Source organism: Streptomyces stelliscabiei (genome assembly GCF_014873495.1).
Classification (GTDB): Bacteria; Actinomycetota; Actinomycetes; order Streptomycetales; family Streptomycetaceae; genus Streptomyces; species Streptomyces bottropensis.
The window spans coordinates 9,016,817-9,041,524 of record NZ_JADBGF010000001.1 but is presented as its reverse complement, the minus strand read 5'-3'; the positions used below and the strand labels follow the sequence as shown (position 1 = coordinate 9,041,524).

General features: G+C 75.1%; 6 protein-coding genes. All 6 read right to left on the bottom strand.

Annotated features, from left to right (window positions below):
• Window positions 1-73: 73 nt before the first annotated feature.
• The 6 genes from H4687_RS39455 to H4687_RS39430 are packed head-to-tail and all read right to left on the bottom strand — an operon-like array spanning window position 74 to window position 24,674.
• The gene (locus H4687_RS39455) at window positions 74-1,231 is read right to left on the bottom strand and encodes an HAD-IIIC family phosphatase (RefSeq protein ID WP_046912792.1); all 1,158 of its coding nucleotides are present in this window, start codon (window positions 1,229-1,231) and stop codon (window positions 74-76) included.
• On the bottom strand, window positions 1,228-2,343 hold the full coding sequence (locus tag H4687_RS39450) for an acyl-CoA dehydrogenase family protein (RefSeq protein WP_046912791.1): 1,116 nt from the start codon (window positions 2,341-2,343) through the stop codon (window positions 1,228-1,230). The genes H4687_RS39455 and H4687_RS39450 overlap by 4 nt, the downstream gene beginning before the upstream one ends.
• Window positions 2,336-2,614, bottom strand: a complete 279-nt coding sequence (locus H4687_RS39445; protein WP_179859965.1) for an acyl carrier protein — start codon at window positions 2,612-2,614, stop codon at window positions 2,336-2,338. Before H4687_RS39445 ends, H4687_RS39450 begins: the two co-directional genes overlap by 8 nt.
• Entirely contained in the window at window positions 2,611-3,483 is an 873-nt protein-coding gene (locus tag H4687_RS39440; RefSeq protein WP_046912789.1) for a 3-hydroxyacyl-CoA dehydrogenase family protein, read from the bottom strand. Before H4687_RS39440 ends, H4687_RS39445 begins: the two co-directional genes overlap by 4 nt.
• 47 nt (window positions 3,484-3,530) lie before the next feature.
• Window positions 3,531-9,680, bottom strand: coding sequence for a type I polyketide synthase (locus tag H4687_RS39435; RefSeq protein ID WP_046912788.1), 6,150 nt, complete (start codon window positions 9,678-9,680; stop codon window positions 3,531-3,533).
• Between the two features lie 39 nt (window positions 9,681-9,719).
• Entirely contained in the window at window positions 9,720-24,674 is a 14,955-nt protein-coding gene (locus H4687_RS39430; protein ID WP_046912787.1) for a type I polyketide synthase, read from the bottom strand.
• Window positions 24,675-24,708: the final 34 nt, after the last annotated feature.

Genomic DNA, 24,708 nt, shown 5'->3' with positions numbered 1-24,708 from the left:
CGCACGAGTCCTCGGCGGGCTCCCGGACGAGGTGGTCCGGGAGCCCGCCGTGAGCTGCCTCCGGCAGGGGCCCTCACGCAGGGGCCACGACCGAGGTGTCCGTGGCGGGCCGCCCCGTCAGATCGGGCGCGATCAGCCGGACCGTCGTGGAGGGGGTCCGGGGTGCGGCGACGAGATGCAGCCGTTCGACCTCCGTCGTCTCCTGATGTTCCGCTGTCTCCGCCGCCCGTGCCGGCGCGGTCCGCACGGCGTCGCGGCAGGCGCAGGGCTCTTCGTCGAAGCCCGCGAACCGGTAGGCGACCTCCATCATGCGGTTGCGGTCCGTCCGCCGGAAGTCGGCCACGAGATGGACGCCGGCCGCGGCGGCCTGGTCCACGAGCCAGTTCAGGATGACCGATCCGGCGCCGAAGGACACCACGCGGCAGGAGGTGGCGAGCAGCTTCAGGTGCCACACGGCCGGGTGCTTCTCGACCAGCGTGACGCCGACGGCCCCGTGCGGTCCGAACCGGTCGGTGAGGGTGGTGACCAGGACCTCGTGGCCGGGGTCCGCCGACAACTCGCGCAGTGTCCGGTCGGAGTAGTGCACTCCGGTGGCGTTCATCTGGCTGGTGCGCAGGGTGAGTTCCTCGACCCTGGTGATCTCCTCCTCGGTGGCCCGTCCGATGCGCATGACCAGGTCGAGGGAGCGGAGGAACTCCTCGTCGGGGCCCTCGTAGGCGGACCGTTCGGTCTCCCTGCGGAAACCGGCCTGGTACATCTCGCGCCGGCGCCGGGAGTCCACCGTGCTCACGGCGGGGCTGAACTCGGGCAGGCCGGTGAGGGTGACCGCCTCCTCGGCCGGGTAGCAGCGGACGTCCGGGAGGTGGTAGGCGACCTCGGCCCGTTCGGCCGGCTGGTCGTCGATGAAGGCGATGGTCCGGTGGGCGAAGTTCAGGCCCTCGGCGATCCGCCGGACCGCCTCGGACTTGGGACCCCAGCCGATCTCGGGCAGGACGAAGTACTCGGCGACGCCCAGCTCTTCGAGTCGGGCCCACGCCAGGTCGTGGTCGTTGCGGCTGCAGACGGACTGCAGGACGCCCCGCGCGTCGAGTTCGACGATCGCCGCCCGTATCGCGTCGGGCAGCCGCACCTCCGCGTCCTCCAGCAGCGTGCCCAGCCAGAGGGTGTTGTCCAGGTCCCAGACCAGGCACTTCACGAGAGCCGGCGCGTCGGCGCCGGTCTTGTCGCTCATGTCGGCTCCACACTTGTCAACGCGTGTTGGGCGAGCAGCAGTTCGCACATCTCGTTGCTGCCCTCGATGATCTCCATCAGCTTGGCGTCCCGGTAGGCGCGGGCCACCGGATGGCCGTCCTGGGCTCCCGCCGACGCCATGACCTGTACGGCGGACGCGGCCCCGCGGGCGGCGTGGCCGGCGCTGACGTGCTTGGCGAGGATGGTGGCGACCACCATGTCGGGGGAGCCGTTGTCCCAGCGGTGGCTGGCGTGTTCGCAGGCGCGGGAGGCGACCTGTTCCGCGACGAAGAGATCGGCGAGGTGCTTGGCGACGAGCTGGTGACGGGCCAGCGGCTGCCCGAACTGCTCGCGGGACGCGGCGTGCCGGGTCGTCGCGGCCAGGCAGGCGCGCAGGATTCCGACGCATCCCCAGGCGACCGACATCCGTCCGTAGGCCAGGGCGGTGGTCACGAGCAGCGGCAGGGACAGGCCCCCGCCGCCCAGCACGCTGTCGGCGGGGAGGCGTACGGAGTCCAGGCGGACCTCGGCGTGTCCGGCGGCGCGGCAGCCCAGGGGGTCGGCAACCCGTCGTACGTCGACGCCCGGGGCCCGGGCGGGTACGACCACGGCGGCGGCGCCGTCGCCCATCCGTCCGAAGACGATGAGCAGGTCGGCGTAGTGGGCAGCCGTCATCCACACCTTGTGGCCGTCGACCACGACGGTGTCGCCGTCGACGGTGATCCGGGTGTCGATGCCCGACAGATCGCTGCCGGCCTGGCTCTCGCTGAAGCCGACGGCGGCCAGTTCGCCCGAGGTGAGGCGGGGCAGCAGTGCGCGGCGCTGCGCCTCGTCGCCGAGCCGTTCGACGGTCCAGGCGGCCATGCCCTGGGAGGTCATGACGCTGCGCAGGGAGCTGCACAGGCTGCCGACGTGGGCGGTGAACTCGCCACCGGTGCGGCTGTCCCAGCCGAGGCCGCCGTACTCGGTGGGCACACCGGTGCACAACTGCCCGGCGGCGCCGAGCTTTCTCAGCAGCTCGGCGGGGAGCAGGCCCGAGCGGTCCCAGTCACCGGCCCGGTCACCGACGAGGCCGGTGACCGAGGCCGTCGCCTCGGCGAGGCGCTCACTCACCGCCGTCCCCGGCGGCCGCGCGCAGACGGCGGACCAGTGCCGCCATTCCCGTGACGGTACGGAAGTTGTCCAGCCGCAGGTCGGCGCCCCGGATCGCGATGCCGTAGGACTTCTCCAGGTGGACGACGAGTTCCATGGCGAACAGGGACGAGAGCCCGCCGGCCGCGAAGAGGTCGGTGTCCTCCTCCCAGACGGTCTTGGTGCGTAGGTGCAGGAAGTCGAGGAGTTCCTTCTCCACGGTCCCCTCAGATGGCATGGTCATGACTTTCATCCCTCGTATTCGTAGAAACCACGGCCGGACTTCCGGCCGATATGGCCCGCCCGCACCTTCTCCAGCAGCAGGTCGCACGGACGGCAGCCGCTGTCACCGGTGCGCTCGTACAGCACGTTCAGCGAGTCGACGAGGTTGTCGATCCCGATGAGGTCCGCGGTGCGCAACGGACCCGTGGCGTGCCCCAGGCAGCCCCGCATCAGGGCGTCGACGTCCTCGGCGGTCGCGGTCCCCTCCTGCACCACCCGGGCCGCGTCGTTGATCATCGGGTGCAGGACCCGGCTGGTCACGAAGCCGGGGGCGTCGCGGACCACGACGGGCTGACGGCGCAGGGTGGTGAGCAGGGCCCGTACGGAGTCCATGGCGGCCTCGCCGGTGCGGGCGCCGCGGATGACCTCGACCGTGCGGATCAGATAGGACGGGTTCATGAAATGCGTGCCGACGAGTTCCGCCGGACGCACGGCGGCCGAGGCCAGCTCGTCAATGGGAATGGACGATGTGTTGGACACCAGGACAGTACCAGGGGAAACGACCGCGGAAACCTCCGCGATCACTTTCTCCTTGATTTCCGCTATTTCCGTGACGGCTTCGATGACAGCGGTCGACCCGGCCGCTTCCGACGACGATTCACCGATGACGAGCGACCCGGGGGGAAGGTCGTCCGGCAGTGCGCCCATCAGCCGCGCGAGCCGTAGTTCGTGGGCGATACGGGCCTCCGCCTCCGCGCGTTTGGCCTGGTCGACGTCGATGAGTGTCACGGGCACACCGTGTCCGACCGCCAGCGCGGTGATGCCGACACCCATGACGCCGGCGCCGAGTACGGTGAGACGGGGCTTTTCACCTGAGGCATCGGAATCTTTTTCCAACATATCGCTCCACTTTTCTTCGGCGGGTTCTTCCGGGTTCTCGAAGCGAATTACGAAATGACCGAATCCAGCCATCCCGTGACGGCGTCGACCGTCGTTCGCAGATGCTGTTCCATCATCGACCAGTGATTTCCCGGAACGTCCAGGACGGAATGCGCGGACGGCCATGAGGCCCGCCAGTCGATGTCGCTGTCCGGTGCCGGTTCCGCCAGGGGGCTCGACGCCCGCACCAGCAGCACGGGCGCCGCGACGGGGGGCGGCTCCCAGTCGTCCAGGAGCTGGAAGTAGCGGCCCATGGCGGTCAGCCGGGTGCCGTCCATCGGGGCGGCCCGGTCCTCGCGCTCGAACATTCCGCTGACCAGGACGTCGTCGAACTGGGTCATCGCCTCGTCCCCGGACAGATAGGTGTCCAGCAGCACCACGGCGGCCGGTCCGGCTCCGAGCGCTTCCAGGCGGGCGGCGGCGGCGTGCGCGAGGGTGCCGCCCGACGAGGAGCCGAGCAGCACCTTCGGCCGGTCGCCGAGGCGCCGCAGGAGGACCTCGGTCTGGAAGTCCAGCAGGGCGGACATGCCGGCGGGGAGCGGCTCGTCGGGGGCGAAGCCGGGCGCGTCCAGCGCGCTGACGCCGTAGCGGCCCTCGAAGGCGGACGCGAAGCGGCTGTACTGATGGGCTCCGCCGAGCGCCACCACCGACGCGAAGCAGACCAGTTCGGGCGCGTCGTCGCGGACGTGCAGCCGCAGCAGCTCCGGACGGCGTCCGGACGAGCTCAGCAGCTCGGGGCCGGACCCGAAGTCGGGGCGGAGCTTCGCGGCCTGCTGGAGGATCTGGATGCCCTCGTGGATCCGGCCCACCTCGCACGCCTGCCGGAACAGGGTGCTGACCGCGTCGCGCGGCGGTTCACCGACCCCCCGCCCGGCTCCGGGAGCGGTGCTCCGGGTCAGTTCCGCCCGCAGGTGCCCGGCCAGCCGGGCGGGGGTTCCCGCGTCGAGTACGGCGGTGGGGCGCAGCCGTAGGTCGAGCGCGGCGGCGAGGCGGTTGCGCAGCTCGACGGCGGTCAGCGAGTCGAACCCGCTCTCCAGGAAGGCGTCCCCCTCCGACAGCGCGTCCGGGTCGGCGTGGCCGAGCACCTCGGCCGCCTGGGTCCGCACCAGCCGCAGCAGGATCTCGCCCTGTTCGGCCTCCGGCACGGCGGCCAGCCGGGGCCGCAGCGACGCCTCGGGTTCCGGGCCACGCCGGCGTGCGGCGGGGGTCCGGACCAGCGACCGCAGCAGGTGGGGCACCGGGCCGCCGGGGCGGGCCCGGAGGTCGAGGCCCACCGGGACGAGGACGGGGTCGTCGCCCGCCAGTGCGGCGTCGAACAGCGCCAGGCCCTCCTCGGTGGGCAGGGCACGCACCCCGCTCCGGGCCATCCGCCGCAGGTCCGTGTCGCCGAGTCCGTCGGTGAGAGCGGTGCGCTGCTCCCACAGGCCCCAGGCCAGGGAGGTGCCGGGCAGCCCTGCCCGGTGGCGGACGGCGGCCAGGGCGTCGGTGAAGGCGTTGGCGGCGGCGTAGGCGGACTGGCCCGGACTGCCGAAGACACCGGCGGAGGAGGAGAACAGGACGAACGCCGTCAGATCCTGGTCCCGGGTCAGCTCGTGCAGGTTCCAGGCGCCGTCGGCCTTGGGGCGCAGGACGGCCGACAGCCGCTCGGGGGTGAGGGCGGTCAACAGCCCGTCGTCCAGCACACCCGCCGTGTGCACCACGGCGCGCAGCGGGTGCTCCGGGGGGATCGCCGCGAGGCGGGCCGCCAGCGCCTCCCGGTCGGCCACGTCGCACGCCGCGACGGTGACCTCGGCTCCCGCCGCGCTCAGCTCCTCCGTGAGCGCGGCCATGCCCTCGGCAGCGGCGCCCCGGCGGCCGAGCAGCAGCAGATGCCGTACGCCATGGGTGGTGACCAGGTGACGGGCCACCAGTCCGCCCAGGGTGCCTCCGCCGCCGGTGACGAGGACGGTGCCCTCCGGACCGAATCCGGCGGGCCGGTCGGCGACGGGCGCGCGGACCAGGCGGGGCGCGTACAAGATGCCTTCGCGCAGGGCCAGTTGGGGTTCGCCCTCGGCCAGGGCGGTGGCGAGGGCCGCTTCGAGGCCGTCGCCGCCGTCGGTGTCCAGCAGGACGAAGCGGCCGGGGTGCTCCAGCTGGGCGGTGCGCAGCAGCCCCCGCGCGGCGGCGCCCCCGAGGTCCGCGGGGGCGCCGTCGAGGTCGACCGCGCCACGGGTGAGCAGCACCAGGGGGGTTTCGGTGAACTTCGGCTCCGCCAGCCAGCGTTGGAGCAGGTCCAGTACGGCGTTCACGGCGGCGCGGGCCGCTTCGGGGCCCGCGCCGCCGACGGGCGGGCACAGGGCCAGCACGGCGTCGCACGTGGGGGGCACGTCGGCGAGGTCCGGGCACGGCGCGGCCCGGAAGCCGGCCGGCAGCAGACCGCCGCCGGAGGTGCCGAGCACGGCCCAGGTTCCGGTGGCCGGTCCGGTGCCGGGCAGCCGGGTCCAGTCGAGGCGGAACAGCGACCGCTCGGCGGCGGCCGGAGCACCCGCCGCCGCCCGCAGGGTCAGTGCGCCGACGGTGACGACCGGGCGCCCGGTGCGGTCGGTGATCCGTACCGACACGGCGTCGCCGCCCTGCGGGGCAGGGCTCAGCACCACCCGCAGCACCGGGTCGGCCGTGGGGGCGACCGTCACGTCGTGCCAGGAGAAGGGCAGCGGCACGCCTCCCGTACGCGCGTCCGTGCCCCGGGTGCCGTCGGGGCGCAGGGCCACCGTCTGCAGCGCGGCGTCGAGGAGGGCCGGGTGGACGGCGAAGCCGCTCGCGCGGGTCCCCGGCACCGACGCGGGCAGAGCCACCTCGGCGTGGATCTCGTCGCCGACCCGCCAGGCGGCGCGCAGGCCCTGGAAGAGCGGGCCGTAGTGGACCCCGGCCGCCTCGAAGTCCGCGTACAGGTGGTCGAGGTCGAGGCGTTCGGCGCCGTCGCCGGGCGGCCACCGGCCGGGGTCACCCGGTGCGGAGGCGGGCGTCCCGGCCAGGGTGCCCCCCGCGTGGCGTACCCACGGTGCGGTGGACTCGGGGCCGTCGGGGCGGGAGTACAGCGCCACGGCCCGGCGGCCCTCGGGGTCGGGCGCGTCCACGGTCAGGCGGAGTCGTCGGGCCTCGTCGGCGGCGAGGACCAGGGGTGCGGCCAGGGTGAGTTCCTCGACCGTGGTGCAGCCGACGTGGACGGCGGCGTGGGCGGCCATCTCCACGAAGGCGACGCCGGGCAGCAGCACCGTGCCGGAGACCGCGTGGTCCGCCAGCCACGGATGGGTGCGCGGTGAGAGGCGCCCCGTGAAGAGCACTCCGTCGCCGTCCGGCAGATCCACGGCCGCGGTGAGCAGCGGGTGGCCCGTCTCCGTCTGGCCCGCCGACTCGGGGTCCCCGGCGTGCGCGGGCACGTCGAGCCAGTAGTGGGTGCGCTGGAAGGCGTACGTGGGCAGGTCGGTGAGACGGGCCCCGGTGCCGTCGAACACGCGCCGCCAGTCGACGGCCACGCCGTTCGCGTGCGCCTCGCCGAGCGCCAGCAGCATCCGGTGCAGACCGCCCTCGTCGCGCCGCAGGGTGCCCAGCACCACGGCGTCGTCCGCGCCGGCGTCGGCGGCGGTGTCGCCGATGCCGTACGTGAGCAGCGGGTGGGGGCTCACCTCGACGAAGGTGCGGTGCCCGGCGTCGAGGAGCAGGCGTATCGCGTCGTGGAAGCGGACGGTCTGGCGGAGGTTGCGGTACCAGTACGCGTGGGTGAGGTCGCCGGCACCGGTCCAGTCGGCGTCCACCGTGGACACCAGGGGCACGGCCGGGGCCTTGGGGACGAGCGAGGACAGGTCCTCGCGCAGCCGGTCGCGTACGGTGCTCACGTCGTCCGAGTGGGAGGCGTAGTCCACCGGGATGCGCCAGGCCATGACGCCCTCGGCGGAGAGTTCGTCGACGAGGGCGCCGACCTCGTCGCCGGGTCCGGCGACGACGAGCACGCGTGGCCCGTTGACGGCGGCGACCGTGACCTTGCCCGAGCGGCGTTCCAGGTACGGGGCGAGTTCGGCCGCGGAGAGCACGCCGGTGGCCATGCCGCCGCCACCGGCGAGTCCGGCCAGGGCCCGGCTGCGCAGCGCGACCACGCGGGCCCCGTCCTCCAGAGTGAGCGCGCCCGCGACACAGGCGGCGGCGACCTCGCCCTGGCTGTGACCGACGACGGCGGCGGGCTCGACGCCGTACGACCGCCACAGCGCGGCCAGCGACACCATCACGGAGAACAGCACGGGCTGGAGGACGTCCACCCGGTCCAGGGACGGCGCGCCGGGCGCGCCGCGCAGGACGTCGGTGACCGACCAGTCGATGTGCGGGGCGAGTGCCTGTGCGCAGTCCGCCATCCGGGACGTGAACGCGGGTGACTCGTCGAGCAGTTGGGCGGCCATGCCGGGCCACTGCGAGCCGAGGCCGGGGAAGACGAAGACGGCCTTGCGCCCGGGCAGCGCGCGGGCGGAGACGACCGCCGGGTCGGGCCGTCCGGCGGCCAGCGCGGCCAGGCCGGACAGCAGGGCGGGACGGTCGTCGCCGACGACGACGGCGCGGTCGGCGAACCCGGACCGGGCGGTGGCCAGCGAGAAGCCCACGTCCAGGGGGTGTGCCTGCGGGGTGCCGGTCAGACGGGCGTGCAGGGCGGCGGCCTGTCCGCGCAGTGCCGCCTCGCCCTTCGCGGACAGCGCCCAGGCCACCGGGCCGGGTGCCTCGTCACGTATCTCGTCCTCGGCGGGTACGTCGGCGGGCGCCGCCTCCAGGACGGTGTGGGCGTTGGTGCCGCTGGCGCCGAAGGAGGAGACGCCGGCGCGGCGGGGCCGGCCGTTGTCCGGCCAGGGGGTGGCCGTGGTGAGCAGGGCGATGTCGCCCTCGGTCCAGTCGACCTGCGGGGTGGGACGGTCGAGGTGCAGGGTGCGGGGCAGCAGGCCGTGGCGCATCGCGAGCACCATCTTCATGACGCCGCCGACCCCGGCGGCGGCCTGGGTGTGAGTGAGGTTGGACTTGAGCGAGCCGAGCAGCAGCGGCCGGTTCGCCGGGCGTCCTTGGCCGTAGGTGGCGAGCAGTGCCTGCGCCTCGATGGGGTCGCCGAGGCGGGTTCCCGTGCCGTGCGCCTCCACCGCGTCGACCTCGGCCGGCGAGAGGCCGGCCGCCGCCAGGGCCTGCTGGATGACCCGTTGCTGGGAAGGGCCGTTGGGCGCCGTCATGCCGTTGCTGGCGCCGTCCTGGTTGACCGCCGAGCCCCGGACGAGCGCGAGCACGGGGTGGCCGTTGCGCCGGGCGTCCGCGAGCCGTTCGAGGAGCAGCACGCCGACGCCCTCGCCGAAGCCGGCGCCGTCGGCGGCCGCGGCGAACGACTTGCTGCGGCCGTCCGGCGCCAGTCCGCGCTGGCGGCTGAACCCGACGTACAGGCTCGGTGTGGACATCACCGTGACGCCGCCCGCCAGGGCGAGGCCGATCTCCCCCGCCCGCAGCGCCTGGCAGGCCAGGTGGAGGGCGACCAGCGACGACGAGCACGCGGTGTCGATCGTGACGGCCGGGCCCTCCAGGCCGAGGGTGTAGGCGATCCGGCCGGTGACCACGCTGGGCACGGTGCCGGTGCCGATGAACGCCTCGACGTCCTCCGGTATCCGCTGCAGCCGGGCGCCGTACTCGTTGTACATGACGCCCGCGTACACGCCGGTGCGGCTGCCGCGCAGCGACAGCGGGTCGATGCCACCGCGCTCGACGGCCTCCCAACAGGTCTCCAGCAGGAGCCGCTGCTGGGGGTCCATGGCCAGCGCCTCACGGGGCGAGATCCCGAAGAAGCCGGCGTCGAAGCCGCAGGCGTCGTGCAGGAAGCCGCCCTCGCGCGTGTTGGACGTGCCCGGGGTGTCGGGGTCGGGGTCGTACAGCGCGGCGGCGTCCCAGCCCCGGTCGGCGGGGAACTCGCTGACCGCGTCGCGTTCTTCGACGAGCAGCCGCCACAGGTCCTCCGGGGTGCGGACCCCGCCCGGGAAGCGGCAGCTCATGGCGACGATCGCGACGGGTTCCCGGGACTCGTCGCGCAGCCGCGTGTTCTCGCCGCGCAGCCGCTCGTTCTCCAGCAGGGAGGCGCGCAGCGCCTCGACCACCTTGTCCGTGGACATCCCTCTCCTCACATCCTCTTCCGGGCCGGTACGCGGGTGTCAGTCACGCTCGCTCCCCAGCGCCAGCCGTACGAGGTCGTCCACGTCCATCTCCTGGATGCCACTCTCACTCCCGGCCGCCTGCGGTTCGCCGCCCCGCGGGTCCGGTCCGGCCAGCTTCAGCAGCGCGTCCAGCAGGCCGGATTCGCGCAGTTTGGCTGGCGGGATCGTCGACAGGGCCCGGGTGATGTCGGCGTCGGCCGGGGCCGATGCCGGGGTCTGCGGGGAGCCGGCCGGGGCGAGGCGTTCGGCGCAGTACCCGGCGACGGCCGCTGGGCTCGGGTAGTCGAACACCAGGGTGGCGGGGAGCCGCAGTCCGGTCGCCGCGTTGAGGCGGTTGCGCAGTTCCACCGCGGTCAGCGAGTCGAAGCCGAGCTGCCGGAAGGCGCGTTCGGGGTCGACGGCCGAGGCTCCGGCGTGCCCGAGCACGTCGGCGGCGTGCGCGCACACCAGGTCGGCGAGGACGGCGCGGGCGTCGTCGGCGGACAGGCCCGCGAGCCTCCCGCGCAGGGTGTCCGCCGCGTCGGCGGCGCCGCCGGTGGCCGCCGTCCGGCGGGCGGCGCCGCGTACCAGTGCGCGGAAGAGGGCGGGTACGGCGCCGGTGCCCGCCCTGGCGCGCAGCCTGGCCAGGTCGAGCCGGAGCGGGACCAGCACCGCGTCGTCCCGTTCGAGCGCGGCGTCGAACAGGGCGAGGCCCTCGTCGGAGGTGAGTGCCCCCACGCCGCCGCGGGCCATGCGCCGCAGGTCGACCTCGTCGAGGGTGCCGGTCAGCGCGGAGCGCTCGGCCCACATGCCCCAGGCGATCGACTGGCCGGGCAGCCCCTGGGCGCGACGGTGCTGGGCGAGCGCGTCCAGGAACGCGTTGGCCGCCGCGTAGTTGCCCTGCCCGGAGCTGCCGACGGTGCCGGAGGCGGACGAGAAGAGCACGAACGCGGCCAGCGGCAGGTCGCGGGTCAGTTCGTGCAGGTGGAGCGCGGCGTCCGCCTTGGGGCGCAGGACGCGGTCCAGGCGCTCGGGGGTGAGCGAGCCGATGATCCCGTCGTCGAGGACGCCGGCCGAGTGGACCACGGCGGTGAGCGGGTGGGTGTCGGGGACGCCCGCGAGGAGTCCGGCCAGGGCGTCCCGGTCGGCCGTGTCGCAGGCTGCGGTCTCCACCCGGGCGCCCAGGGCGGTGAGTTCGTCGACCAGGGCGGCCGCCTCGGGGGTGTCGGCGCCGCGCCGCCCGGTCAGCAGCAGGTGGCGTGCCCCGTGCTCGGTGACCAGGTGACGGGCCACCAGGCCGCCGAGGACGCCGAAGGCGCCCGTGACGAGCACCGTGCCCTCGGGGTCCCACGGCTTGCCGGCCGCGGCCTCGGCATCCGTCGGCGGGGTCCTGGTCAGGCGGGGTGCGAGGGTCCGTCCGTCGCGTACCGCGAGCTGGGGTTCCGTGGCGGACAGCGCGGCGGGCAGGGCCTTCAGGGCCTCGGCCGGGTCGTCCGCGTCGACGAGGACGAACCGGTCGGGGTGTTCGGACTGCGCGGAGCGCACGAGCCCCCACACGGCGGCGGCCGCCAGGTCGCCGATGTCCTCGCCGGGTGCGGTGGCGACACCGCCCCGGGTGACGAGGACCAGGCGGGTGTCGGCCCAGCGGTCGTCGGCCAGCCAGGTCTGCAGCAGCCGCAGGGTGCCGGCGAGCGCGGTACGGGCCGCGTCCGCGCTGTTCCCGCCGGGCGGGCAGAGCGTGACGACCACGTCGGGCACGGCGGCGTCCCCGTCCACGGCGGCGGTCAGCGCGTCGAGGTTCTCGTGGGTCTCGGGCAGCAGTTGCTCGGTGCCGAGGGCGGCCCACCGGCCGACGGGCGGCTCGGTGGTGGTGGGCAGGGCGGTCCAGCCCAGGGTGAACAGCGAGTCGCGTCCCTGCGCCGCGGCGCCGCGCAGGGCGTCGACGGCGATGGGCCGGATGGCCAGCGCCGCCACGTCGGCGACCGGCCGGCCGGCCGGGTCGGCGGCGGCCAGCGCCACCGAACCGGTGTCGTCGTAGCTCAGCCGCACGCGCAGTTCGGTCGCCCCGGAGGCGTGCAGGTGGACGCCTTCCCAGGAGAAGGGCAGCCTGGCGGTGCCGGGCGCGTCGTTCTGGTCGGCACCGTCCGGTGCGGCCAGCCACAGACCGTGCAGGGCCGCGTCCAGCAGCGCGGGGTGCAGACCGAAGCCTGCGGCCCCGGTGTGCTGGTCCTCCGGCAGCCGGACCTCCACGTAGACGTCCTGGCCGAGGCGCCAGGCGGCGGTCAGGCCGTGGAAGGCGGGGCCGTAGCCGTAGCCGGCGTCCGCGAACCGCTCGTAGAGGCCGTCGACGGGCACGGGTTCCGCTCCGGCGGGCGGCCATGCCGGGCCGTACGGGTGGGCCGCCGGGTCGGCGGACCCGGCGGGGGCGAGGACACCGGTGGCATGCCCGGTCCAGGGAGTGCCGGCGCCGTCCTCGGCCCGGGAGAACACACCGAGGGTGCGCCGCCCGGAGTCGTCGGGCGCGCCGACCCGCACCTGGATCCGGACGGCGGCGTCCCGGTCGAACACCAGCGGTGCCTGGAGGGTCAGTTCCTCGACCCGGGGGCAGTCCGCCTCGTCGCCGGCGCGTACGGCCAGTTCGACGAAGCCGGTGCCGGGCAGCAGGACCACGCCGGAGACCGCGTGGTCCGCGAGCCAGGGGTGGGTGCGTGTCGACAGGCTGCCGGTGAGCACGAGGTCCCCGGTGTCGGCGACCTCGACGGCCGTGCCGAGCAGCGGGTGACCGGTGGCACCGGGCCCGCGGGGCGTCGCCGCGGGCGGCTGGATCCAGTAGCGGCGCCGCTGGAAGGCGTACGTCGGCAGCTCGGCCGTGGTCCCGCCGGGGAACGCGGCGGTCCAGTCGACCGCACCTCCGCGCACCCACAGTTCGGCCGCCGACAGCAGGACGCGTCGCAGGCCGCCCTCGTCGCGGCGGAGCGTGCCGAGGACGACGGCCTCGCGTCCGGCGGTCTCGGTGGTCTCCTCGATGGCCATGGTGAGCACGGGGTGCGGGCTGACCTCGACGAAGGAGGTGAACCCCTCGGCGGCCAGGGCGCGGACGGCGGGGTCGAAGCCGACGGTCTGCCGCAGGTTGCGGTACCAGTAACCGGCGTGCATGCCGGTGGTGTCGAGCCAGCCGCCGTCCACCGTGGAGTACAGCGGGACCTCGCTCGGCAGCGGCTTGATGCCCGCCAGGGCGTCCATGAGGATGCCGTGGATCTCCTCGACGTGCTCGGAGTGCGAGGCGTAGTCGACGTCGATGCGCCGGGCCCGTACGCCCTGCGCCTCGCACTGCGCGAGCAGGGCCGCCAGGGCCTCCGCGTCGCCCGCGACCACGGTGGTGGCGGGGCCGTTCAGCGCGGCGACCGACAGGGCGCCGGACCAGGGGGCGAGGGCGGCCTCGGCCTGGTCGGCGGGCAGGGACAGGGAGGCCATGCCGCCGCGACCGGCCAGCGCGTCGAGGGTCTTGCTGCGCAGGGCGACCACCTGGGCCCCGTCCTCCAGGGACAGCGCGCCCGCCACGACGGCGGCGGCGATCTCGCCCTGGGAGTGGCCGACGACGGCGTCCGGTACGACACCGAAGGACCGCCAGACCTCGGCCAGCGACACCATCACCGCGAACAGCGCGGGCTGGACGACGTCCACCCGGTCCCAGACTCCGCCCGAGCGCACGGCGTCGAGCAGCGACCAGTCGACGAAGGGAGCCAGCGCCCGTTCGCACTCCTCCATCCGGGCCGCGAACACGGGGGACTCGTCCAGCAACTCCCTTGCCATACCGGCCCATTGGGAGCCCTGGCCCGGGAAGACGAAGACCGTACGGCCCACGGTGCCGGCGACGCCGCGTACGAGGTCGGGGGCGGTATCTCCGTCGGCCAGCGCGGTCAGCGCGGCGGGGAGCCGGATGCCGTCGCCGACGAGGACGGCGCGGTGTTCGAAGGCGGTGCGGGCCGCCAGGGCCCCGCCGATGTCGGCGGGCGTGGCGTCCGGTGCCTCGCTCAGGTGGGTGGTCAGGCGCGCGGCCTGACCGTGCAGGGCGTCCGGGGACTTCGCGGACAGCGGCCAGGCCACCGCCCGGTCCGGCACCTCGTCCGGTGTCTCCGGCCGGCTCTCTTCGGGCGCCTCCTCCAGGATCGCGTGCACGTTGGTGCCGCTCATGCCGAACGCGGAGATCCCGGCGCGGCGCGGGCGGCCCGTCGCGGGCCACGGGGTCGCGTCGGTGACCACGTCCACGGCACCGGCCGTCCAGTCGACCTGGGTCGAGGGCCGGTCGACGTGCAGGGTGCGCGGCACCTGCCCGTGCCGGAGCGCCAGGACGGTCTTGATCACACCGGCGACGCCCGCGGCGGCCTGGGTGTGGCCGATGTTGGACTTCAGGGAGCCGATCAGCAGGGGGCGCCCGTCGGAGCGCTCCTGCCCGTACGTGGCGAGCAGGGCCTGGGCCTCGATGGGGTCGCCGAGCGTGGTGCCGGTGCCGTGGGTCTCGACGACGTCGATGTCGGCCGCCGAGAGCCGGGCGTTGGCGAGGGCGGCGCGGATGACCCGCTGCTGGGAGGGGCCGTTGGGGGCGGTCAGGCCGTTGCTGGCGCCGTCCTGGTTGACGGCGCTGCCGCGCAGGACGGCCAGCACGGGGTGTCCGTTGCGCCGTGCCTCGGAGAGCCGTTCGAGGAGGATCACGCCGACCCCCTCGGCCATGCCCATGCCGTCGGCGGCGTCGGAGAACGCCTTGCAGCGGCCGTCGGCGGCGAGGCCGCGCTGGCGGGCGAAGCTGATGATGGCACCCGGGCTCGACATCACCGCGACGCCGCCGGCCAGGGCGAGTGAGCAGTCCCCGGCACGCAGCGCCTGGGCGGCCAGGTGCACCGCGACGAGGGAGGCGGAGCAGGCGGTGTCGACGGTGACCGCGGGGCCCTCCAGGCCGAGGGTGTAGGAGATCCGGCCGGAGATCACACTCGCCGCGCTGCCGGTGAGGAGGTGGCCCTCGTTCTCCTGGGTCTGGGCCACGGAGGCGCCGTAGTCCTGGTAGTTGACGCCGGTGAAGACACCGGTGTCGGTGCCGCGCAGGCGGTCCGGGTCGAGACCGGCGCGTTCGAAGGTCTCCCAGGAGGTCTCCAGGAGCAGTCGCTGCTGCGGGTCCATGGCGACCGCCTCGCGCGGGGAGATGCCGAAGAAGTCGGCGTCGAAGTCACCGGCGTCGTAGAGGAATCCGCCGTGCCGTACATAGCTGGTGCCGGGCTGGTCCGGGTCGGGGTCGAACATGGACTCCAGCGGCCAGCCGCGGTCGGTCGGGAACTCCGAGACGACGTCGCCGCCCTCCTCCAGCAGCCGCCACAGCTGTTCGGGGGTGTGCACCCCGCCGGGGAAGCGGCAGCTCATCGCGACGATCGCGATCGGCTCGTCGGCCGCCCCGGTGCCGGCGGGCGCGGGCTCCCGCGTGGCGGGCGTCCGGTGCTCGCCGAGCAGCTCGGCGCGGATGTGCTCGGCGAGCACGGCCGCGGACGGGTAGTCGAAGACGAGGGTGGCGGGCAGGGGGAGGCCGGTGGCCGTGCGGAGCCGGTTGCGCAGTTCGACGGCGGTCAGCGAGTCGAAGCCGAGTTCCTGGAACGCCCTGCCCGGCCGGAGCTCCTCCGGGGAGTCATGGCCGAGGACGGCCGCGGCGTGGGTGCGGACGAGGTCCAGGGTGACGCGGCGCTGCTCGGCCCCGGCCAGCCCGGTCAGTCGCTCGCGCAGCACGTCGGCGGCCGGTGTGGCGGCGCTCGCGCCCGGTGTCGCGGCCTCCTCCAGTTGCCGCCTGGCCTCCGGTACGCCGGTGAGCAGACGGCTGGGGCGTACGGAGCCGAAGACCGCGGCGAACTGTTCCCAGTCGACGTCGGCGAGGGCGATGACCGTCTCGTCGTCGTCGAGGACCTGCTGGAGTCCGGCGAGCGCGAGGTCGGGCTCGATGAGCGGCAGGCCCTGCTTCTGTACCCGGTAGAAGTCGGACTCGTCGACGGTCTCGCGGACGGCCCACGGGTTGGCGGCCGACCAGACGCCCCAGTCGAGGGTGGTGGCGCTCAGGCCCCGGGCCCTGCGGTGTTCGGCGAGGGCGTCGAGATAGGCGTTGCCGGCGGTGTAGGCGGCGTGGTTGCTGCTGCCCCAGACACCCGCGACGGAGGAGAACAGCACGAACGCGTCCAGTTCGCGGTCGAGCAGTTCGTCCAGGTGCCGGGCCCCCTCCGCCTTGGCGGCGACGACCTCGGCGAAGGCGTCGAGCGGGGTGTCGTCCAGGGAGGCCAGCTGGATGTAGGCGGCGGCGTGGAACACGGCGGTGACGGGGGTGCCCTGTTCCTCCAGTCCGGTCAGCAGCCGGGCGACCTGGGCACGGTCGGCGACGTCGCAGGCGGGCAGGGACAGCCGGGTGCCCAGTTCGGCGAGTTCGGCGCGCAGTTCGTCGGCTCCGGGGACGTCGGCGCCGCGCCGCCCGGGAAGGACGAGGTGCTCGGCGCCGCCGCGGGCGAGCCAGCGCGCGACGTGGGGACCGAGGGCGCCCGTGCCGCCGGTGACGAGGACGGTGCCCCGGGGCTTCCACGCGGGCCGGGTGCCGGGCGGGCGGGGGGCGCGGACCAGGCGTCGGCCGAGCAGTCCGGCGGAGCGGACGGCGAGCTGGTCCTCACCGGTGGCACCGGCGAGGACCGCGCGGAGCCGGTCGCGGGACAGGGAGTTGAGGGCTGGCGGCAGGTCGACCAGACCGCCCCAGCGGGTGGGGTGCTCCAGGGCGGCGACCATGCCGGTGCCCCAGACCAGCGCCTGGTCGGGTGCGGTGAGCGGGTCGCCGGCGCCGGTGGAGACGGCGCCGTGGGTGGCGCACCACAGCGGGGCTTCGACGCCGAGGTCGCCGAGCGCCTGGACCAGGACGAGGGTGAGGGCCGAACCGGCGGAGACGGCGGGGTGGTCGGGGTGCGGCCGTCCGGCGATCGCCAGCAGCGACAGGATGCCCTGCGGGGTGCGGCCGTCCAGGGCGGTGGTGAGCCGCTCCCCCAGCGTGGCGCGGTCGGCGTCCGCGTCGGTGAGCCGCACGGTCACGACGTCGGCTCCGGCATCGGTGAGGGCCGTCACGGAGTCCCGCGCGAGCGGAGCGCCCGGCTCGTCGTCGACCCCTTCGGGCAGGACCACGAGCCAGGTGCCGGACAGGGGCGCGGCGGGCGGGTCGGGGACCGGCTGCCAGTCGACGCGGTAGCGCCAGGTGTCCACGGCGGCGCCCTCCCGCTGCCTGCGGCGCCAGGCGTTCAGGGCGGGCAGCACCGTGCCGAGCGTCTCGGCGTCCACCGCCAGGTCACCGGCGGCCTCGGCGGCGTCACCGCGCTCGACGAGCCGCCAGAACGCGGAATCGATCTCGTCCTTGGCGCCCGCCTGAGCCGTCGGTCCGGCGCCCTGGAGCCAGTAGCGCTTGTGCTCGAACGGGTAGGTGGGCAGGTCGGTGCGGCGGGCGCCGGTGCCCTCGAAGAGGACCGGCCACTGGACCGGGACGCCACGCACCCACAGTTCGGCGGCCGAGGTGAGCGCGCGGGCGAGGCCGCCCTCGTCTCGGCGGAGTGTTCCGGTCACCACGGTCCGCGGGGCCTCGGCGTCCTCCAGGGTGTCCTGGACGGACATGGTGAGCACCGGGTGCGGCGAGACCTCGACGAAGACCTGGTGGCGCTGGTCGGCGAGGGCGCGCACGGCACCGTCGAACTCGACGGTCTCGCGCAGGTTCCGGTACCAGTACCCGGCGTCCATCTCCGTCGTGTCGAGCCAGTCGCCGGTGAGGGTGGAGTAGAGCGGCACCCGGCCCGCCACCGGCGCGATGCCGTCCAGTGCGTCGAGCACCTCCGCGCGGATGCGCTCGACGTGCGCGGAGTGGGAGGCGTAGTCCACCGCGATCGTGCGGGCCCGTACGCCCTCCTCCTCGCAGACGGCGATCAGCTCGGTCAGGGCCTCCGTGTCGCCGGAGACGACGACGGCGGACGGTCCGTTGACAGCGGCGAGGGAGAGCCGCCCGGACCACCGGGCGACGAGCGCGACGGCGCGCTCGCGCGGGACGGCCACGGAGACCATGCCGCCGTGCCCGGCGAGGGAGAGGATCGCGCGGCTGCGCAGGGCCACGACCTTGGCGCCGTCGTCCAGGGAGAGGGCCCCGGCGACCACGGCGGCGGCGATCTCGCCCTGGCTGTGGCCCAGTACGGCGTCGGGCTCGACGCCCCAGGAGCGCCACTGCGCGGCCAGCGAGACCATCACGGCCCACAGCGCGGGCTGGACCACGTCGACCCGTTCGAAGGGCGGCGCGTCCGGGGCGCCGCGCAGCACGGCGTCGAGCGACCAGTCGACGTACGGCGTCAGTGCCTGCTCGCAGGCGGCGATGGAGGCGGCGAACACCGGGGAGGTGTCCAGCAGTTGCACCGCCATACCGGCCCACTGCGCGCCCTGGCCCGGGAAGACGAACACCCGGCGGCCGTCGGTGTCGGCCACTCCGCGGATCAGCCCCGGGGTGTCCTCGCCGCCGGCCAGCCCGTCGAGGGCGGCCGACGGGGCGTCGCCGCCGGTACCGAGGAGCACCGCGCGGTGTTCGAAGGGGGTACGGCCGGTCGCCAGGGAGTAGCCGGTGTCCAGCGGTTCGGGGGCGCCGTCGCCGGCGAGGTGGCCGCGCAGCCGCTGGGCCTGGTGGGCCAGGGCCTGCGGCGACCTCGCGGACAGCACCCAGGGCACGACGGGCGCGGTGGGCGCGGGCCGCGGCTCCGGTCCGGCGCCTGCGTCCGCGTCGGAGGCGGCGTCGGGGGCGGGCGGTGCCTGTTCGAGGATGGCGTGCACGTTGGTGCCGCTGAAGCCGAAGGAGGAGATGCCCGCGCGGCGGGGTGCGCCGGTGTCGGGCCAGTCGCGTGCCTCGGTGAGCAGCTCCACCTCGCCGGAGGCCCAGTCGACGTGCGGGGAGGGCTCGTCGGCGTGCAGGGTGCGCGGGAGGACGCCGTGCCGCAGCGAGAGCACGGCCTTGATCATTCCGGCGACTCCGGAGGCGGCCTGGGTGTGGCCGATGTTGGACTTGAGTGCGCCGAGCCGGAGCGGGCGGCCGTGCGGGCGGTCCTGTCCGTAGGTGGCGAGCAGGGCGTCCGCCTCGATGGGGTCGCCGAGGGTGGTGCCCGTGCCGTGCGCCTCGACGACGTCGATGTCGGCCGCGGTCAGCCCGGCGTTGGTGAGGGCCTGGCGGATGACCCGCTGCTGGGCGAGGCCGTTGGGGGCGGACAGGCCGTTGCTGGCGCCGTCCTGGTTGACGGCGCTGCCGCGCAGCACGGCGAGCACCGGGTGGCCGTTGCGACGGGCGTCCGAGAGCCGCTCCAGGAGCACCACGCCGACGCCTTCGGCGAGGCCCATGCCGTCCGCGGAGGCGCCGAACGCCTTGCAGCGGCCGTCGGCGGCGAGGCCGCGCTGCCGGGAGAAGCCGACGAAGACGCCCGGGGTGGCCATCACGGCGACACCGCCGGCGAGGGCGAGCGAGCAGTCGCCGCCGCGCAGGGCCTGCGCGGCGAGGTGCGTCGCGACCAGGGAGGAGGAGCAGGCGGTGTCGACGGTGACCGCCGGGCCCTCCAGACCGAGGGTGTAGGCGACGCGCCCGGAGACCACGCTGGCGGCTCCGCCCGCGACCAGATGTCCTTCGCCGCCCTCCGGCGAGGAACCGGCGAGCGAGGTGTAGTCCTGGTAGTTGACGCCGGCGAAGACACCGGTCGGGGTGGTGCGCAGGGACGCCGGGTCGATGCCCGCCCGTTCGAACGCCTCCCAGGAGGTCTCCAGGAGCAGCCGCTGCTGCGGGTCCATGGCGACCGCCTCGCGCGGCGAGATGCCGAAGAAGGCCGGGTCGAAGTCGCCCGCGTCGTGCAGGAAGCTGCCCTCGCGGACGTAGGAGGTGCCCGGGTGGTCGGGGTCGGGGTGGTACAGGCGGTCCAGGGGCCAGCCGCGGTCGGCGGGCATGCCGGAGAGCACCTCGCCGCCGTCGATGAGCAGTTGCCACAGCCGCTCCGGGGTGTCGATGCCCCCGGGGAAGCGGCAGCTCATCGCGACGATGGCGATGGGCTCGTCGGGGTCGGCGACGGGGACGACGGCCGTCGAGGCCACGGCCGGGGCCGTGTCGCCGAGGAGTTCGGTGCGCAGGTGTTCGGCGAGGAACGCCGCGCAGGAGTAGTCGAAGACGACGGTGGCGCGCAGCCGCAGGCCGGTGACCTGGTTGAGCCGGTTGCGCAGTTCGACGGCGATCAGCGAGTCGAAGCCCAGTTCGCGGAAGGCCCGGTCGGGCAGCACGGCGTCGGCGGAGTCGTGGCCGAGGACCGCGGCGGCGTTGGTGCGGACGAGTTCCAGCAGGGTCCGCCGGACCTCGGGCTCGGGCAGTCCCGCGAGGGTGCGGCGCAGTCCGGCGGCGCCGTCGGCGGCGTCCGGGTCGGGGTCGGTCCGGTCCTCGGCGGTGGCCAGGGCGCGGACGTCGGGGAGGTCGGCGATGAGGGGGCTGGGCCGTACGGAGGTGAAGACGGGCACGAAGCGGGCCCAGTCGACGTCGGCGACCACGACGACGGTCTCGTCGTCGTCCAGGACGCGCTGGAGCCCGCCGACGGCCAGCCGCGGGTCCATGAAGGGGATGCCGCGTTCGAGGAGGGCGCGTTCGAGGTCGCTGGTGGCGAGGCCGCCGCCCTCGGCGCTCCAGATGCCCCAGACGACGGAGGTGGCGGCGAGGCCCCGGCCGCGTCGGTGGGCGGCGAGGGCGTCGAGGTAGGCGTTGCCCGCCGCGTAGGCGGCGTGGTCCGCGCTGCCCCACACACCCGAGACGGAGGAGTACAGGACGAACGCGTCGAGGTCGGTGTCGGCGAGGACGGCGTCGAGGTTGGCGGCGCCCTGGACCTTGGCGGCCAGGGTGGCGGCCATGCTCTGCGGGTTCTCGTCGCGTACCGGGAACAGCTGGGCGGCCGCGGCGGTGTGCAGGACGGCGCGGACGGGGTGGCCCTCGGCGGCGGCCCCGTCGACGAGCGCGGCGAGCGCCTCGCGGTCGGTGATGTCGCAGGCGGCCAGGGTCACACCGGTGCCCAGGGCGGTGAGTTCGGCCGCCAGTTCGTCGGCGCCGGGGGCGTCGGCACCCCGGCGGCTGACGAGGAGCAGGTGGTCGGCGCCGCCCCGGGCGAGCCAGCGGGCGGCGTGGGCGCCGAGCCCGCCCGTGCCGCCGGTGACGAGGACCGTGCCGGAGGGCCGCCAGGGAGCCGACGGCGCGGGGGTGGAGGGGGTGGCGCGGACGAGCCGGCGGGCGTGCGCCCCGGAGGACCGTACGGCGAGCTGGTCCTCGTCGCCGGCTCCGGCCAGGAGGTCGGCGAGCAGGTGCCCGGCGCGGGCGTCGCACTGCTCGGGCAGGTCGATCAGACCGCCCCACAGGCTCGGGTGTTCCAGGGCCGCCGTGCGGCCGAAGCCCCAGACGAGGGCCTGGACCGGGTGGGGCACCGGCTCGGACGGGTGCACCGGGACGGCGCCGGAGGTGACGCACCACAACGTGGTCCGGACCCCGAGGTCGTCCAGCGCCTGGACGAGGGCGGTGGTGAGCGCCAGACCGACGGGCAGGGCGGGCAGGCCCTCGTGCGGCCGCTCGTCGAGGGCCAGCAGGGACAGCACTCCGGCGGGGGCGGCCTCCGTGCCGGGCCCGGTGGCCAGCAGTTCACGCAGGTGGCCGGTGAGCCGGGACCGGTCGGTGTGGGTGTGGTCGAGGACGACGAGTTCGGGGTCGGCGCCGCGCTCGCGCAGGGCCTCGACGGCACGGGTCACCGCCGCGTCGGCGGTGTGGCCGTCCGGGACGAGGACCGGCCAGCGGCCCCGCAGCGGCCCGGCGGTCTTGGCCGTGAGCCTTTGCCAGGCGATGTGGTAGCGCCAGCCGTCGAGGACCGCCCGGTCACGGCGGTCGCGGCGCCAGGCGGAGAGAGCGGGCAGGACGTCGCTCCAGCTGGCGGCCTCGACCCCGAGCGTGGCGGCGACCTCGGCGACGTCCTCGCGTTCGACGGCGGCCCAGAAGGCGGCGTCCGCGGGGTCGGTGGTGTCCTGCGTGGTGCCGGGCCGGGTCTGCGGCTCCAGCCAGAAGCGCCGGTTCTGGAAGGCGTACGTCGGCAGTTCGACCCGCTCGGGCCGGTGAGCGGCGAACACGGCCGCCCAGTCCACCGGCACGCCGTGCACGTGCACCTGGGCGAGGGCGGTGAGCACCCGGTGCAGGCCGCCCTCGTCGCGGCGCAGGGTGCCGGTGACCAGGGTCGGCGGGGCCGGGACCGCCGCGTCGGGGTCGGCGAGGTCGTCGAGGGTGTCCTGCGTCGGGACGGTGAGCACGGGGTGCGGGCTGATCTCGACGAAGACGCTGTGGCCGCGCCGGACGAGGTCGCGCACGGCGGCGTCGAACTCGACGGTCTGCCGCATGTTCCGGAACCAGTAGTCGGCGTCCAGGCCGGTCGTGTCGAGGGATCCGCCGGTCACCGTGGAGCAGAGCGGGATCGTGGCGGCGGTGGGCCGGACGCCGGCGAGCGCTTCGAGCATGCCGTCGCGCAGCCGGTCCATGTGCGCGGAGTGGCCCGCCACGTCGGCGGCTACCCGCCGGGTCCGCACCTCGCGTTCCTCGCACTGGCGGAGGAACTCCTCCAGGGCCTCGGGGTCCCCGGAGACGACCGCGGAGGCCGGGCCGTTGACGGCGGCGACCGACAGGCGGCCCTCCCAGGCGCGCAGGCGGTCCCGCAGGGTGTCGGCGGGCAGCGCCACGGAGGCCATGCCGCCGGTGCCGGACAGTTCCAGCTGGGCGCGGCTGCGTACGGCGACGATGCGGGCGGCGTCGTCGAGCGACAGGGCGCCGGCGACGTACGCGGCGGCGATCTCGCCCTGGGAGTGGCCCACGACGGCGTCGGGTTCGACCCCGTACGACCGCCAGACGGCGGCGAGGGAGACCATCACGGCGAACAGCACCGGCTGGACGACGTCGATGCGGTCCAGCGGCGCCGCGTCGGGCTCGCCGCGCACGACCGCCGACAGCGACCAGTCCAGGTGCGGGGCGAGGGCCTGTTCGCACGCGGCCATGCGGGCGGCGAACACCGGTGACTCGTCCAGAAGTTGCCGTGCCATGCCCGCCCACTGCGAGCCCTGGCCGGGGAAGACGAAGACGGTCCTGCCGTCGCCCGCGCCGGTGCGGCCGGGGACCGTCTCGGCGGCGCTGGTGCCCGCGGCGACGGCGGCGAGCCCGCGCAGGAAGCCCTCGGGCCGGTCGGCCACGACGACGGCCCGGTGCTCGAAGGCGGAGCGGGTGACCGCCAGCGAGTGGCCGACATCGGCCGGGCGGAGGCCGGGCCGGTCGGCGAGCCAGGAGGCGAGCCGGGCGGCCTGGTCGCGCAGCGCCTCCGGGCTACGGCCGGACAGCGGCCAGGGCACGGTCGGCAGGGGGTCCACGCCGGACGAGGAGCCGGACCCGGCGTCCGGCGCGGTACGCGGCCCGGCGCCGGCGATCGGCTCCGCCGCGCCCTGCCGGCCGTCCTCGGGCGCCTGCTCGTCGGCGGGCTGCTCGGCCTCGGGTGCCTGCTCGATGATGACGTGCGCGTTCGTGCCGCTCATGCCGAACGAGGAGACGCCCGCGCGGCGCGGGCGGTCGGCGACGGGCCAGTCGCGCCGCTCGGTGAGCAGCCGCACGCCGCCGGAGCTCCAGTCGACGTGCGGGGTGGGCGCGTCCACGTGCAGGGTCTGCGGCAGGACGCCGTGCCGGATCGCCATGACGACCTTGATGACACCGGCCAGGCCCGCCGCGGCCTGGGTGTGGCCGATGTTGGACTTGATCGAACCGAGCCACAGCGGCTGGTCCCCGTCGCGGTCCTGGCCGTAGGCGGCGAGCAGGGCGTCGGCCTCGATGGGGTCGCCGAGCCGGGTGCCGGTGCCGTGTGCCTCGACGGCGTCGACATCGGCCGGTGCCAGCTGGGCATCGGAGAGCGCGGCGCGGATCACGCGCTGCTGCGAGGGACCGTTGGGGGCGGTCAGGCCGTTGCTGGCGCCGTCCTGGTTGATGGCGCTGCCCCGCAGCACCGCGAGGACCGGGTGGCCGTTGGCGCGTGCGTCGGAGAGGCGCTCCACGAGCAGGACGCCGACGCCCTCGCCCCAGCCGGTGCCGTCGGCCGCCGCCGCGAAGGGCTTGCTGCGGCCGTCGGCGGCGAGGCCGCCCTGGCGGGAGATCTCCACGAAGGCGCCCGGCATGGCCATCACGTTGACGCCGCCGACGAGCGCGAGCGAGCACTCGTCGTTGCGCAGGGACTGCGCCGCGAGGTGCAGCGCCACCAGCGAGGCGGAGCAGGCGGTGTCGACGGTGACCGAGGGCCCCTCCAGGCCCATGACGTAGGAGACGCGCCCGGACATGACGCTGATCGCGTTGCCGGTCATCAGGAAGCCCTGGACGCCCTCGGGCGCCCCGTCGGCCAGCGACATGTAGCCCTGGTCGATGGAGGCGGCGAACACGCCGGTACGGCTGCCGCGCAGCGACACGGGGTCGATGCCGCCTCGTTCGACGGCCTCCCAGCAGGTCTGGAGCATCAGCCGCTGCTGGGGGTCCATGGCGAGCGCCTCGCGGGGCGAGATGCCGAAGAAGGCCGGGTCGAAGCCACCAGCCTCGTCCAGGAAGGCCCCGGTGACGGGGACGCCGGAGCCGGCCAGCCCGATGGCGTCCCACCCGCGGTCGGCGGGGATCCCGGAGTAGGTGTCGCGGCCGTCCGCCACCAGCTCCCACAGGTCCTCCGGACTGTGCACCCCGCCGGGGAAGTGGCAGCTCATCGCGACGACGGCGATGGGCTCACGACTGCGCTCCTCGACGTCCCGCAGCCGTCGCCGGGTCTGCTGGAGGTCGATGGTGACGCGGTTGAGGTAGTCGCGGAGCTTCTGCTCGGTCCGGTCGCTCACTGTGCGTTCTCGCCTTCTCCTGGAAACGGCTGTA

Excerpts from the sequence above, each read along its gene's own strand:
- H4687_RS39440 (WP_046912789.1), bottom strand. The coding sequence starts at position 3,483 with ATGTTGGAAAAAGATTCCGATGCCTCAGGTGAAAAGCCCCGTCTCACC.
- H4687_RS39435 (WP_046912788.1), bottom strand. The coding sequence starts at position 9,680 with ATGTCCACGGACAAGGTGGTCGAGGCGCTGCGCGCCTCCCTGCTGGAG.
- H4687_RS39455 (WP_046912792.1), bottom strand. The coding sequence starts at position 1,231 with ATGAGCGACAAGACCGGCGCCGACGCGCCGGCTCTCGTGAAGTGCCTG.
- H4687_RS39445 (WP_179859965.1), bottom strand. The coding sequence starts at position 2,614 with ATGAAAGTCATGACCATGCCATCTGAGGGGACCGTGGAGAAGGAACTC.